The following is a 14,580-nucleotide window of genomic DNA, read 5'->3' on the forward strand; positions in this document are numbered from 1 at the left end:
TTAACTTCTTGCCTGCGGTCCCGCCCGTTTGCCCGGTGCGGACCTAGGAGCGAGCGGGTGGCGCGCTTTCTTGACACTGTAATGCGTGGGCTTGGTTCGCCAAACTTCGCGCCGCTGGCTGGATACCAGAGGCGCGATTTCTACCGTAACCGGGCTTGGCTCTGGGCGATCGGTTACTTCGCGGCATTGCTGACGGCGGCGGCTGCAGTCGTTTTTCTCGGTCCGCGCGCTCTCATGCTTCTTGCTGTGCCATTGGCACTTCTTGCTCTTCTGATCATCTGGGCGCTTCCCGATAGCCGCAATCCTCCTACGAATTGGGTGCAGCGGCTACTTTTCTGCTTCATCGTGGCATTGTTGCTGTGGCCGGACTATCTGGCCTTCGACCTTCCCGGCTTGCCCTGGATAACCGCATTGAGACTGTTTGCAGTCCCGCTAGCGGCAGTATTCCTGATTAGCATATCGGTGTCCTCCAGCTTCCGTCAGGCGATCAGAGACCGGCTTTCCGTAGCGCCCGTGACGATTGTCCTGCTGCTGCTATTCTTCGGCATTGCTACGATGAGCGTGCTGCTTTCGGCCGATCCGGAGGCTTCGCTCAACAAATTGGTGGTTGCCGGCCTCTATTGGCTTTTGACATTCTTCGCAGCTCTTTGGGTTTTCTCGCATCGTCGGAACCCGAACGTTTTTGCAGGCTTAATCTGGGCTTTTGCCATCGTTACCTGCCTGATTGGCTTGCAGGAGTGGCGGCTGCAGATGATCCCTTGGGCGGGATCCATCCCTTCATTCCTGGCTATCGAGGATCCCGCGGTTCAGAACATCCTGTCGGCAAAATCACGTGCGACGACAGGCATCTACCGCGTCCAGAGCAAGTTCACGACGCCGCTGGGGTTTGCGGAGTTTCTCGCTTTCGCATCGCCATTCATTCTCTATTTCGCAGTCTACGGTCGCAATTGGCTGATCAAGCTGGCGGCGATGGGCTCTCTTCCGCTCATCCTCTTGTCGATCATTCGTACCGACTCCCGACTTGGGTTTGTCGGGTTCTGCATGACCTTCCTCCTGTTCCTCGGACTGTGGGCCTTGCGCCAGTGGGCGCAGAAAAGAGAAAGCATATTCGGCCCGGCCGTGACAATTTCCTATCCGGTGCTTCTGGCGGGGTTCCTGACGGCAACATTCTTCGTCGGAAGGCTGAGGGCCATGGTTTGGGGAACGAAGGCGCAATCCTTCAGTAGCCAAGCCCGCGAGGAGCAGATCGACATGGGAATGCCGATGATCTGGTCCGAGCCCTGGGGGCATGGAATCGGCCGCGCGGCATCCGAGCTTGGATATCGCAATCTGGCGGGAGGGCTGACGATCGACACCTATTATCTCGCGGTGGGGTTGGAGTTCGGTGTCCTCGGTTTCATGGTATATTTCGGCATCTTCCTCTCGGCCCTCGCGTATGGTCTTTACTACCTCCTCAAATCGGAGGATCGAAAGGCGGTCCTGCTGATACCTGTGATGATCGCGATCTCGATTTTCATCGTCGTGAAATCGGTCTTCGCGCAGCAGGAGAACCATCCGCTCGTATTCATTTTCCTAGGCATGCTCGTCGCCATTTGTTGGCAGATGCGATCGGTGCAAGATCGGACGGAGCAGTCATGAGTATTCGTCAGATCCTTACCCGCATTTGGCGCTTCAAGGTCCTAATCGTCATCTCGGCGATAATCTGCGGCGGCAGTGCCTATGCGATCGCAAGCTTCTTGCCCAACCAGTATCTCGGCAAGGCCGGAGTGCAGTTCAACAATGTCGTATATGCGACAGCGGGCAGCTATTCGATTTCGAACAAGCAGATCGACACCTACGTGCAGACAGAGGCTGAATTGGCGCGCGATTTCCGGGTGACCGGAAGGGTCGTCGACCGGCTGGGCTGGACCGGTAGTTACCAGCTTGCGCAACGCTACAACGAGGTCGGTGCCCAAACCGGTCTCGACTTTCGCTCTTGGCTGGCTCGAGGCGTCCGCGACAGCATCTCGCTGCAGTTCGAAGAGGGAAGTCCGACGTTTCAGATCGGCTATGCCGGTTTCACCCCTCAGGAAGCCCGCTACATGGCCGGCCTGATCCGCGACGAGTTTCTTGCCTATCGACGCGATCGCAGCCGGCTGGAAGCGGAGGAGAACGCCGGGCGCATCGATGAACGGATCGCGGAACTGCGGTCAAGGATGGAGCGGGTGGAAGAGCGCAACGCCGAATTTGCTCGTGCGAACGACATAGTGATCAACGAGGATGGCGAGGCGATGAGCGAAATCCGCTTAAGGCTTGCCGCGGCCTCATCGGAACCGGCTCATCAAGGTAGCACCGTGGTCGCCGATGTGCCTCGCGCACAGCAAAACCAGCTGCGAGAAGTCGAAAGCGAGCTTGCACGCCTGTCGGTCGATCTGGGCCCCAATCATCCCCGCATCCGCGAACTAACCGAGCAGCGTGATGAGTTGCGTAGTGCAGCAGCATCGGCCGCAAGCATCCCGCAGATGCCTACCGGTCCCTCGAATGCCGCGATCATGCAAATTCGCTCACAGGAAGTCATGGCCAAGGCTGGCGCAATTGCTCAGGCCAAGCGGTATCATGACGAGCTCGATGTCCTTCGCGACCAATTCGCAGAACTGACGGAGATGCGCGAGAATTTTGATCTCGACAGTCAGAGCCTTCAGGCAGACGCGATCAGTACTGGTGAAGCGACTTCGCGCGATGGGGTCTATTTTCCAAACCGTAGATTGGCCGTTGCCGTTGGAGCGGGTTTCGGGGCGCTGCTTGCGGCGCTCCTTGGCCTTTTTCTCTCTCTGCTCCAATTGAAGGCTACGTCGACGAGGGATCTCGACCTTCTTGGCGTCGATGTGTTGGGAACGCGAACCCCGACGGCGATGGCGAGCTAGGATCGGCTAAGAGACGGCGGCTATCGACCGCTTTCCAGCAAGCGCGCCAGCACTGGCCCTCGGTCGCTTCCGAAGCCACTCTGTGTTTCCAGCCACGCCCCGATCAGCTCCGGCGCAGCCCCGTCTCTCGGTTCGATCACGCGATTTTGTGGAGCGAATTCTTCACCTCCTACGTCCTTGTAGATGAATTGCATCGCCTCGTTCCCGCGGGATGCGTAGCCTTCGATCCTCGTCAGCCTTATCCAACTTTTCCTGTCGCTCTCGGCAACCACACGATTGTTTTCGACCGACACGTCCTTGGCACCTGCAACGGTGATACCGTTGTAGCGACTACCCAGAATAAGGTTCCCTCTGATCCGGATACCTTCAAATGGCATCTGTCGATGAGTGTCCCGGATGAATATACCTTGCGTGGCGCCACCTTTCCCGCGAGCCACCAAGTTGCCGACTATCTCGATGTCGCGACCGGGTTGCGGTTGGTTGGTCGACCAGAGCTGGATGCCGTCCGGATGGTCTTTCTCCGCAGGGGAAAAATCGGTCATGACGTTGAACGCGATGCGCAGTCTATCAACTCCGCCACCACGAATTGCATCCGTCTGTAGTCGCTCCAGTTCATTCAGCTCGATGACCGTGTCGGAAACCTCGAGCATGGCGATGCCATGGCGGAACCCGGCGATATAGGATCGGAGCAAGTGAATGTCCTGGCTCTGACGCAACATTACACCTGCGACGTAGCGGCGGTCGGCTGGGCCGTCCGTCCCCACTATCGAGACCTTTTCTATCCGCACCGCTTTGCTGTTCAGCACGAGCAACGCGTATCGGCTTCCACGTACGGGACCAGCGTCGCCTGGACGAATGTCCAGATTGGTCACCGCAAGTCCGGCAACATCGTCAAGGACCAGCCCGGCCAAGACCGCACGATTCTCGTCCGACTGCGATGTAATGGTTGTCCCGGCAGCGAAGCTGAGGCCGCGCAGCCGCAGTGCCTCGTAACGTCCCGGCGCCAAAGCGATCGTGATCGGACCGCGTGCGTTTTCAAGCCTGGTTTCGAGTTCCTTCAACGAGGAAGCAGCGACCACCTCGCCATTTTCTTCCTGCGCTTGTTCCCCTAGTCCGCCGAGGCCGAAGACCGGCAGGACAATCCCGACTGAAACAAGTGCCGCGAGCAAGAACAGTTTCATGGGTCTCATAGTCCTTCGTTTCATCCGCGATAGGCAATGGCCCGCGCGGTGTTCAGCGAGCCTTTTGACCCTCGTACCGGCCCGAAATGAGGTCGATACCCAAAGTCCTTCTTACGACCATCAGGTATGCCACATTCTGAACCACGGTGACGATCGAAAGAACCATTGCCGCACCGATGATACCCAGTTGGGCAACTGCCATCGGAAAGGCGATCAGCATCACTGCCATCGCCATGCAGGCGAAGATCAGATTGATGCGCTGGTTGCCCGACAAGGCAAGGATGAGGCCTGAAGGGCCAGTTGCAACATAGATCGCCTGGCCTGCCAGCAGGATAAGAAGGGCAGAATTGGCACCCACAAATTCTGTGCCGACGGCAGAAAGGAGCGGTTTGGCCAGTACCGCCAGCACGGTGATCAACGGAATCACAAGTACAACCGACAGCTTCGTTGCTGCATGTCCAAGCCGCGCGACTTCCTCGAAGTCTTCTTCGCTCAGCGCCGAGCCGATCTTTGGCGAGTATACCCCGAAAATACCGATCGTGATGATCGGAATGGCGGATGCGATCTGAGTTGCCAGCCGATAAAGACCTGCATCTGCCACTGAGAGCTGCGATCCGACAATGGAAAGCCCGTACCAGTCGCCGAAATTCTTGACGATTGCCACCACCAGCAGCGGCAGGGAGGCTTCAAAGGTCGCTTTAAGCGAAACAACCAAGGCCGTGTTGTCGGTGGACGTGTCGCGCAGGCTGCTCAGGATGCCGATCGCTATAGCTGCCAGTCCCGCAATAGCGGTTGCCAGCAAGACCGCCTCGACGCTCTGCAGCCATCCCATCGCAATCAATGCAAGTACTGGAAGTGGGATCAGCAGGCCTTCCACGATCTGCGAGAATACATAGTGGTGTTGTGAGCGCAGGAACGAGCTGGTGAGACGAGTAAAGGCTCGGCTTAGAAAGATCAGTGCGAGAATGGTCAGCGAGAAGGCATCGGTGTTCCCACCGTCAAACTGCGCGAAGTAGAGCGGCCCCAGCCACGAAAGGAGCGCGGCAATCAGTCCGCAAACGGCCAGCACCGCGACCAGCAGCCTTCCGGCAGAGATCCGGGAGGGCTTGATGCCACGAGTGCGAGCAACCGAATAATGCTTCACGACAGCAAGATCGAGACCGCCAACGGCAATTATGGAAAGGAACATCGCGGTCTGCGTGATTAGCGCATATGTTCCCAGCGCAGACGGCCCCAGCTGGTTGCCAATCAGGAAAGCGATCGCGAAGCCGGCAAGGACCGTGAGCCCCCTGACCCCGATCGACATGAGCGAAGCGCGGTGGGAATTCAGGTAGTCGATCAGTTTCTTCGATTGCGCCATCTGGGGTCGCTATAGCGGCAACCCGAAGGTTGCACGAGCTACGGCTACCGCTTGGGGACGATGACCGCGAAGGAGACGTCGCATCACGATGGCCAGGTTCTGCAAAAAGTAGAGCGGGCGCATCATCGGGAAGTGCTTCCGTGCGAAGATCATTTTCGAACGGATATGATGGTATTCCGACAACGGTGACCGAGCCCTGTTGGAAAGCTGGCTGGCCGAACCGGCGCTTGCGCCTTCCTTGTGGTATACTATCGCGTCCGAAGCGAAGACATTCGCAAGCACGCCCTTGGACCGCATCGCGAGATCGATCTCTTCATAGTAGAGGAAGAACTTTTCTTCCAGCAGACCGTAACGCCGGATGTAGTCGCGCGAAAGAACCAGGGACGCGCCGCAAATGAAATCGGTTTCGCTCTCCACCGATTGCGGATCGAAGCTCTTCGTCACCGGTTCACCCGCGCAAATGCCGGCGGCCGCTCCAGTCCATTTGTTGAAGCGCATTCCGTTCAGCAGCTGGAATTCGGAAGGCCTGTGATAGAGCCTTATCTGTGTTCCGGCCATTCCGATGTCAGCAACTTCGCGACACTTCTGGATGATCGCGACACTGGCTCCAGTATCGATGGTGGTATCGTTGTTCAGAAGCCAGAAAAACGAAGCTGCCGGGTTCTGCATTGCAATGCGCAGACCAACGTTGTTTCCGTAGGAAAATCCCCCGTTCTTTCCGCTGGCGACCAAGGTTATAAGGGCCTTCGGTGATTGCACCTCCGAGCTCGGTCCCCTGAATTCGAAGAATGGAGAGGACTCGCTGCCGAGGTGTGCCTCGATAGCGCGCCATTCAGCGGAACCTGCATACGCATCGGCCCAGGCCCGAATTCTTTCGACCGAGTCATCACCCGAGTCGTTGTCGACTACGATCAGTCTCGGAATTACCGAGCCTGCCAACACGGATTCGATCATCTCGATCGTGTCGGCGGCGGAACGATAGTTCACTGAAACAATCGCCAGCTCATCGCTCGGCGAAGGGCAATGATTCATCAAGCAGGGCTCCCGGACCACGATCCAAGATAGCCTGCCAGCTCTGAATAATCCGTAGTGGCGCGAATGGGCTCGCGGCTACGAAGCCTTTTGATCGCGCTGGCGAACTCGTTCGGCGTGTCCGCAACCTCGATCAGACCCCGCTGTCGCAGATTCTCGGTCACCTCAGCCTGGTGGTTGTCGTAGTGCTCGCCAAGTTCGCACCGGCGAGGAACAGCGATAACGCGGCAGCCGGCGTAGAGAGCCGTGATCAGCGAACCAGTGCCGCCGTGGCAAACCACAATGTCCGCGCGCTGAAGCATTTCCTGCATCTTGTCGAAAGTGTAGGTTTCGCTGCATTCCACGCCTTGGGGCGCTTGCGGGGTGGCGCCTTTGCCGGTCTGCAAGACAAGTCTTTCTTTGAACAAGCCGTCCTGCTGGGCACGCAAGACGAGATCGATCAGTCTCGGGAATGCCAGAGTCGCCCCGACGGTCGCAAAAAGGAGTGATTCCTTCTCGGGCCTTGGTTCTTCGATAACTCTGAAAGGATCAAAGGTTAGCGATCCCTTCCACTTTTCGCCAACCTTCTGGGCTTGTGCGATCTTGAGATGTGCCAATGGCCCTGCCAGCTTGGCGAACTTCGAGGGCCCCTCGAACCGGGCGAAGGAATCGACAAGGATCACGCGCGCACCATGCATCCTTGCCCAAAGTACTATGAAGCCCATTGAGCCAGCGCCCGTGGTCAGGACGATGTCCGGACGGGTCTGGCGAATGATCTCCAGAGAGCGGTAAACGCTCTGCGAGGCGTTCTTGAACATTGCGGCAGTATGGCCAAGCCTCGCTTGACCGAGCGCTACGTGAGGAACGAAGTATGTTTCGTGGGTGCGCGCGATTGACCGCCCAAGCGACGTATCTTCCGTAACGAAAAATGAGTCGTGACCGCCCCAGAAGCTCTCCAGGTCAAGTAACTGACGCAGATGCCCCCCGCCGGAAGCGGCAAGGCAAATCCTGAGTTTTGAACCTTGTGTCATTAGTCATTCCGCGCAAATAGCCTGCGTGCCATGTCAACGGAAAACGCTGGAAAATACAGTGGTTAATTCGTTACATACCTTATTGGGACACTTCAAGCTTTTCCGTTGCCTTTCTTGAAACGGTCACTAGCCGACGAACCAATGCGCCCTATAACGGCCGCAAATGACAATCTTGAGGAATTCAGCATGTCGATTCGCCCCCTTCTCCTTGCCAGCGTAATCCTTCTGGCTGCTTGCGATTCTGCAGAGGCGCCGACCGGTCAGGTCGCCGCAGTCGTCGACGGGCAGGAGTACACGGTCAGCCAGGTTAACGCGGAGCTCTCGGCTTCGGGAATCGGTGCGGATGTGCGCGATAAGGAGCTCGCAAATCGGGCCCTCGATGCAGCTATCAATCGGTCGATCCTTGCAGAAGAGGCACGAAGCCGGGGTCTCGACAAGACACCGGGAGGGGCGCTGACGCTCAAGCGTGCCGAAGAAGTGGCCTTGGTCGAGCTGCTGCGCCGCGACATCCAGTCGAAAGCACCTTCCCTTTCCGATGAGGAGGCCCAGCAATTCATCCGGGCAAATCCGGCGCTCTTCGCCGACCGCTTCGTCAGCATCGTCGAGCAAGTGGTAGTGCCGAAACTTTCCAGGTCCGATCTCGACGCACTCGAGGCAGCCAATACCCTGGATGAGGTTCGTGCGGCGCTCGATGGCAAGAATATCGCCTATCAGACCACCATGGGCAGCGTGGATTCGCTGACCGTGCCGCCAGCGATCGCCCAGCAGATCGTAGATCTGGGAGTGGGTGAAGTTTACATCATCCCTCAAGGTGATGGAGCAAGGATCAATGCTGTCATCTCGAAACAGAACTATCCGATCACTGGCAGCGAAGCGCTCGAGCTGGGACGCCAGCTGGTGTCAAAGCAAAGGTCCGAAGGTCAGGCACAGGATGTCTTCCGCAGTATTTTGACCGAGAAGAAGGCAGGTGCAAGATATTCTGAGGAATTTGCAGCACCGTCGCAGCCCAATGGCGAAGCGAATGGATCTGCCCAGCCGGGCGCCGCGAGCGAATAGGGTTGCCGCTCTCGAAATCGTACACCGGCGGCGGGACCGCCGTTTGAGTTCGGAAATAATGCCAAGGGGGCTATGTTGAAACGCTTGCGCGTCGGTTTGCTCTGGCATTCGCTCAGGGCTGGGAATCTGGGTGTCGGTGCGCTCACGCTCGGCAATATCGCCATCATACGGGAAGTGGCCGCATCGGCAGGCGTCGATGTCGAATTCGTCGTGCTCTCGATGCGCGAAAGTTCGACCGATCCGATTGCCGAAGGGATCGAACAATACGAAATCGACACGCGGCGTCTGTTCTCGCCGGACGGGTTCAGGGCGAAGGTCGATACGCTTGACTGCGTCATCGACATCGGTGCGGGCGACAGTTTCGCCGATATCTATGGAGCGAAGCGCTTCGCTTTCCTCTACCTCACCAAAAAGTTTGCGGTCGATCGCGGCAAACCCCTGATCCTTGCTCCGCAAACCATCGGACCATTTACGCGGCAACCCTATCGCTGGTTGGCATCGCGCATCATGCGTCGTGCGGAATGCGTCGTCGCACGCGATGAACAGTCGCTTGCGGCAATTGAGGAACTGGCGCCGTCTGCCAGGAGCGCACTAGCCGTCGACGTCGCCTTCAAGCTTCCGTTCGACGACCAGTCGAGCGACTGCACCGGTCGGAAATACAGGATCGGGATAAACGCCTCGGGCCTGCTATGCCGGCAGGCCGAAAGCGGCGAGAACCGTTTCGGCCTGTCGTTCGACTACCTCGCATTGCACCGCCGGCTGATCGACCATTTCTCTTCGCGCGACGATTGCGAAGTGTTCCTCGTGACACATGCGAACAGCGCAGGCGATACAGGGGACGACGACGGGACGCGTGCGGACCGGCTGTCGCGCGAATTTCCCGCCGTGACGCGTGTTCCGGATTTTGCAGGTCCCAGCCAAGCGAAGAGCTTCATCTCGAGCCTCGATTTCCTCGTGGCGGGCCGGATGCATGCATGCATCGCTGCGTTTTCGTCGGAAACGCCTGTGATACCCATCTCCTATAGCCGGAAATTTTCCGGTCTGTTCGGCCTCCTCGAATACCCTTGGCTCACGCCTGTGACAGGATGGGACGAGGATGAAGCCTTCAACTACATCGTGAAAAGCTTCGAAGAGCTCGCGGCCATGAAGGAGGCCGAAGGGGCAGCTTTGCAGCGTGTCGATGAGATGCTGGCGGCGTACCGAGATACTCTGTCTTCGCTATTCCAGCGCTTGCCCGGACAGGCCGGATGAAGCCGTCGAGGGCGCTTCGGACAGTCGAAAAGGGCTCGTTGTGCTCGGGATGCGGCCTGTGCGCCGGCATCGCTGGCGATGCGGTAGAGATGGTCACATCCCCTGACGGGTTTGCGCGGCCTCGACAGACCGCGGGGCTCCCGGAAGATGCCGAGCGAGCGATCGAAGAAGCCTGCCCCGGCCTGACGGTCGAACCTTGGGAGCCTTCGGATGCGCCGCATCTGGACATGTACTGGGGGCCATGGCGAGAGTGTCATACGGGATATGCCGTCGACGCGCGTGTGCGGCACACCTGTTCTTCAGGTGGCGCGATTTCCTCGCTTGCCATCTTCGCGCTGCAGAGGGGACTTGTAGAACAGGTCGTGCATGTCGCGGCAGATCCCGATCGCCCTGCGGCCAACCGAACGATCATCTCTCGCACCAAGGATGAGGTATTGTCCGGCGCCGGCTCTCGTTATGCGCCGTCATCTCCTCTGGCCGAGGTGGAAAAGTTGCTGGCCGCTCGCAAGAAATCGCTCTTCATCGGCAAGCCTTGCGATGTTTCCGCCTTGCGCAGGTATGCAGCGATTGATTCGAGGGTCGATCAAATCTTCCCCTACAAGCTGTCCTTCTTTTGCGGAGGGGTGCCCAGCCTGCACGGCTCGGATCGGATTTCGCGATCGCTCGGCTACGATCCGCAGGACGTAGAAAGCTTCACCTATCGCGGCGAAGGCTGGCCGGGGCGAACGCAGGTAAGCGACGCTGCGGGAAAAAGGGCTGAGATGTCCTACGAAGAAAGCTGGGGCAGGCACCTGTCGAGTGAGGTGCAGTTCCGGTGCAAGATATGCCCGGACCCGGTCGGCGGGGTGGCCGATATTGCCTGCGCGGATGCCTGGTATGGGGGTGAAAGCGGATATCCGAAGTTCGAGGAGGCAGACGGGCGGAGCCTCGTCCTTGCTCGAACGGGGCCAGGATCAGAACTTCTTGGCATGGCGGTGCGCGAAGGTGCGATCGAGCTTGAAAAGCTGGCCTTGCGGGAAATCGATCTTATGCAGCCGGCTCAAGCACGGCGAAAGCGACTGATTGCGGCGAGGATGGCCGCATGGAGGCTCGCTGGTCGCCCGACGCCCGAAATGCGCGGCCTCGAGGTGGGTAGCGCAACGCAAAAATCGCCCAGCGTCGCGCTACTCAAAGAATTTGCAGGTACGATTAGGCGTATCGTGCAGGGACGAATTTGATTTCCTACTGGATTTGAGAAGCATTCATCGGTTAACTCTCATGAAACGAGAGTCTTAGGTGCGAGGTTGGTCGAAATGCCGCGAATTACCAATGCGTTCACGCGATCATCCTGTCTCGTCCTGGCGGTGGCAGCCTTGCACGCACCACTTCAGGCGCAGGACACGTCAGATGACAGCTTCCAGCTGGGGGTCGAGATAGATGTTCGACACGATAGCAATGTGTCGAATGTCTCGCCCGACGATGCAGAACTGCGTGGGATTACTCAATCGGACCAGATCATAACGCCTTCTGCATTCATGGCGTTCGACCGGGGTTTCGGCGATACTAGGCTGCGTGGTTCGGCGTCAGTCGGCTACGACATTTACATGGAAAACAGCCAGCTCAACGCCGAGCGTATTCAGGCCGAGCTTTCCGCCCTCACGCGCGTGGTGGTCTGCGACATCGAGCCCGGCGCTTCGTTTCAGCGCAGGCAGGCCGAGCTCGGAGATCGTTTCCTTGTCGTCGATCCAGACGGAACAACCGATAACGTCCAGACCGTTCAAGAGTATCGGGTGGATGTTCGGTGCGGCAAGGAAATCGGACTGCGAGCAATTGGCGGTGTTAGCTATCAATCCGGCAAGAACAGCAACGAATTTCGCGAGTTTTCGGACTATGACAGCTTCGTTTACACGGCAGGGGTAGGATACGAGCATCCTTCTGTCGGAACCGTCGAGGTCTATGCCGCTCACGAAGAAACCGAATATGAAAACAGGATCGTCAACGGAATACAGGACCGGTACGATGTCAGGCGCTTCGGCGGGTCCTTCGAACGCGATATAGGAGCGAACCTCAGCGGACGGATCGAGGGATTCTTTATCGATCTCGAAACGCCGGGCGGGGTTGGTTCGGAATTCCAGGGAGCCGGTTGGGACTTCGACCTGTCTGCCACGCTTGGACCTCGCGTGAAGGCCGGGATCAATCTCGGCCGGGACGTTCAGCCTGTGCTAAACAACGAAGCGCTTTACTCGAAAGCCAAGACTTGGGGCGGAGATGTTTCCTACGCCATGAGTGAGACGATTTCCGCCAATCTCGCGTATTCCATGCGTGAGCGCGATTACGTTTATTCCGAATTGACGCCGCCGAGCGATATTGCCCCGCTCTTGGGAGACAGACTTCACCTCATAAGAGGTTCGATCGACTATCAATCGGAAGGCGGACTTGGTGGAAGTCTTTATGGTGGATACGAAAATCGCGACGCGAACGACGATTTTTACGACTACGACGGATTTTTCGTTGGCCTGAAACTGCGCTACATTCTGGCGCGCTAGCAAGTTGGAAGTGATTGGAATGCACAAAATGGTACATGCGAGATTTGCAACGATTGCCGCTGCGATGCTCGCGCTTGCTGCGGCCCCTGCGCTTTCGGCGCAGGTGGCTGCCGCAAATGCCCCTGCTCAGTTGACTGAAACTCCCGAGCGCCCTCCGCTCGCCGAAGGTTACATTCTCGGTGCCGGGGACATCATCGAAGTGGCAGTCGTCGGCCGCGAAGAGTACAAGGCTCGGGTGCAGGTGCAGGTTGACGGAACTGTCCAGCTTCCTTTCATTCGTGATGTGGTGGCTGCTGACAGGACAATTGCACAATTGCAGGATGATGTCGCAGCGCGCCTTAAGGCTGGAGGATACTACACCGATCCAGTCGTGAGCGTGATGGTTGCCGGATACGCCAGTCGCTATGTGGTGGTCCTGGGACAGGTCGGCACTCCGGGACTGCTTCCGATCGATCGCAATTACCGGCTTTCCGAAGTGATTGCCCGGGTCGGCGGAATTGGCCCGAATGGATCGGAATCGGTTACGCTTACGCGCGTCAACGGTGAACAGCTCAATGTGACGCTCGAGCAGATGGCTACCGGGGGTGATGCTGCCGATCCATATGTGGCTGCCGGTGACAAGATCTTCGTGGATCGTGTCGAAGAGGGCGAGCGCCCGACCTTCTGCATCTACGGAGAGGTTAATGGTGCAGGTTGCTATCCAGTCGGTGAGAACATGTCGCTGCGTATGGCGATCGCCCGCGCCGGAGGTTTGACGAAGCTTGGCTCGGAGAAGAAGGTCAAGGTATTCCGCGAAGGCGAAGATATCGGCAAGCTGGATCTCTCCCAGACTGTTCGTACTGGCGATGTAATCAAGGTCGGCCAGCGCTTCTTCTGAGGTGCTATTGGGGGCAACAAGCGCTTATGAGTATCAATCAGTTCTTCCGAATGCTGTGGGCACGGCGCATCCTAATCGGGGTGACTACCGCTGCTGCAGTATTCATGGCGCTTTTCGTGTCCTGGGTGATGCCGCCACGTTACGAAGCGACTTCGCGCGTCATGCTGGATATTGTGAAGCCCGATCCGGTTACGGGCGAGGTCATCGCCTCACAGTGGGCGAGGGCTTATGTGAAGACACAGATCGAACTGATCCGCGACTATCGGGTTGCAGGAAAGGCTGCTGATGAAGCAGGCTGGCTCGAATCTGCGGAGCTTGCAGAAGAATACCGCAAGAGCGGTGCCGCCGACGATATGGATTTCCGTCGGTGGCTCGCACAACGCATTATAGACAATACCGACGCACAGCTTGTCGCTGGCAGCAACATCCTTGAGATTACATACTCCAGCACATCGCCGGAACCTGCTGCTAAGCTAGCCGATCTTGTCCGCGACGCCTACGTCGATCAGACACTATCCTTTCGCCGGGAAGCTGCGGCACGCAATGCTGAGTGGTTTGAAGAGCAGACCGACGAGATCCGGGAACAATTGACTGCCGCGCAGGAACGCAAGACTGCATTCGAACGCGAAAACGGAGTCATCCTTACCGATGATCTGGTTGATACCGACACAGCCAGATTGCGCGCACTCGCCAGTTCCCCGCCGCCCATTGCTTCGCAAACCATCGCGGGCGGTGCCGTTGCTCCTTCCTCGGGACAACTCGCTCAAATCGACGCCGCAATAGCTGGCGCGTCCCGTACACTGGGACCCAATCATCCGGACCTTCAGCAGCTCCGCAACCAGCGTGCTGCGCTCCAAAGCGCGGTAGCCCGCGAAACTGCTGCTCAGCCTCGACTGGTGAACAGTGGCCCCTCGCTTGGTGCTCTCTATAGCGCGCAACAGGCAAAGGTTCTCGAGAACGCCGGTGCCGCTGGTGAAGCGCGTCGGCTGGCAACGGATGTCCTTGTGTTGCGGGACCAGTACCAAAAGACAGCTGCGAGAGCTGCGGAGCTTGAGCAGGAGGCCCAGTCTAATGAGAGCGGCCTCACCTTGCTGGGCGATGCGATCGCCCCGCAGACACGTTCCTTCCCTAGGTATCCCGCCATATTTTCCGTCGCATTGGCAGCAGGGTTTGCGCTCGCGATATTCTTGTCCCTCATGCTTGAATTTCTCTGGCGGAGGGTACGTGTCGTCGACGATCTGAAGCTTTTGGATACACCGATTCTTGGCGCGATGAGCGAGCCGACAAACAAAAACGCGCGGCAAATATTCGAATTGCCATGGCGCAAAAGAGAGGCAGTAGCCCAGTGACTGAAGTTGGCCATCCGGTCTCGGATCAAGAAAAAG

Annotated in this window: 12 protein-coding genes; 8 read left to right on the forward strand and 4 right to left on the reverse strand. The window is 58.0% G+C overall.

What is annotated here, in order from left to right; all coding sequences use genetic code 11:
* The first annotated feature begins 57 nt into the window (after positions 1-57).
* Positions 58-1,638, forward strand: a complete 1,581-nt coding sequence (locus tag K3136_RS13585) for an O-antigen ligase family protein (protein WP_221430822.1) — start codon at positions 58-60, stop codon at positions 1,636-1,638.
* Entirely contained in the window at positions 1,635-2,903 is a 1,269-nt protein-coding gene (locus K3136_RS13590) for a GumC domain-containing protein (RefSeq protein ID WP_221430823.1), read from the forward strand. Before K3136_RS13585 ends, K3136_RS13590 begins: the two co-directional genes overlap by 4 nt.
* Before the next feature lie 20 nt (positions 2,904-2,923).
* On the opposite strand, the gene K3136_RS13595 is transcribed toward K3136_RS13590, so the two are convergent.
* The 4 genes from K3136_RS13595 to welK are packed head-to-tail and all read right to left on the reverse strand — an operon-like array spanning position 2,924 to position 7,486.
* Positions 2,924-4,084 carry a right-handed parallel beta-helix repeat-containing protein gene (locus K3136_RS13595; protein WP_221430824.1) on the reverse strand — a complete coding sequence of 387 codons (1,161 nt, stop codon included), beginning with the start codon at positions 4,082-4,084 and terminating at the stop codon, positions 2,924-2,926.
* A 52-nt stretch (positions 4,085-4,136) separates the two neighbouring features.
* A complete protein-coding gene (locus K3136_RS13600; protein WP_221430825.1) occupies positions 4,137-5,444 on the reverse strand; it encodes a lipopolysaccharide biosynthesis protein in 1,308 nt (435 codons plus the stop codon).
* A gap of 9 nt (positions 5,445-5,453) precedes the next feature.
* The gene (locus K3136_RS13605; protein ID WP_221430826.1) at positions 5,454-6,431 is read right to left on the reverse strand and encodes a glycosyltransferase family protein; all 978 of its coding nucleotides are present in this window, start codon (positions 6,429-6,431) and stop codon (positions 5,454-5,456) included.
* A 44-nt stretch (positions 6,432-6,475) separates the two neighbouring features.
* Positions 6,476-7,486: a beta-1,4-glucuronosyltransferase WelK gene (gene welK, locus K3136_RS13610; protein ID WP_221430827.1), complete on the reverse strand. Its 1,011-nt coding sequence runs from the start codon at positions 7,484-7,486 to the stop codon at positions 6,476-6,478.
* A 105-nt stretch (positions 7,487-7,591) separates the two neighbouring features.
* Between welK and K3136_RS13615 the strand changes: the two genes are divergently transcribed.
* From K3136_RS13615 to K3136_RS13640, 6 genes are all read left to right on the forward strand, one after another.
* A complete protein-coding gene (locus K3136_RS13615) occupies positions 7,592-8,542 on the forward strand; it encodes a peptidyl-prolyl cis-trans isomerase (RefSeq protein ID WP_221430828.1) in 951 nt (316 codons plus the stop codon).
* A 72-nt stretch (positions 8,543-8,614) separates the two neighbouring features.
* Positions 8,615-9,793 carry a polysaccharide pyruvyl transferase family protein gene (locus K3136_RS13620; RefSeq protein ID WP_221430829.1) on the forward strand — a complete coding sequence of 393 codons (1,179 nt, stop codon included), beginning with the start codon at positions 8,615-8,617 and terminating at the stop codon, positions 9,791-9,793.
* Between the two features lie 227 nt (positions 9,794-10,020).
* On the forward strand, positions 10,021-11,010 hold the full coding sequence (locus tag K3136_RS13625; RefSeq protein WP_221430830.1) for a Coenzyme F420 hydrogenase/dehydrogenase, beta subunit C-terminal domain: 990 nt from the start codon (positions 10,021-10,023) through the stop codon (positions 11,008-11,010).
* A gap of 75 nt (positions 11,011-11,085) precedes the next feature.
* Complete coding sequence (locus K3136_RS13630; RefSeq protein WP_221430831.1) at positions 11,086-12,318, forward strand: hypothetical protein; 1,233 nt, start codon at positions 11,086-11,088, stop codon at positions 12,316-12,318.
* 10 nt (positions 12,319-12,328) lie between these two features.
* Positions 12,329-13,195: a polysaccharide biosynthesis/export family protein gene (locus tag K3136_RS13635; RefSeq protein WP_247711492.1), complete on the forward strand. Its 867-nt coding sequence runs from the start codon at positions 12,329-12,331 to the stop codon at positions 13,193-13,195.
* A gap of 26 nt (positions 13,196-13,221) precedes the next feature.
* The gene (locus K3136_RS13640; protein ID WP_221430833.1) at positions 13,222-14,544 is read left to right on the forward strand and encodes a GumC family protein; all 1,323 of its coding nucleotides are present in this window, start codon (positions 13,222-13,224) and stop codon (positions 14,542-14,544) included.
* The last annotated feature ends 36 nt before the right edge of the window (positions 14,545-14,580 follow it).

Origin of the sequence: Qipengyuania gelatinilytica (assembly GCF_019711315.1) — a bacterium.
Taxonomy (GTDB): Bacteria; Pseudomonadota; Alphaproteobacteria; order Sphingomonadales; family Sphingomonadaceae; genus Qipengyuania; species Qipengyuania gelatinilytica.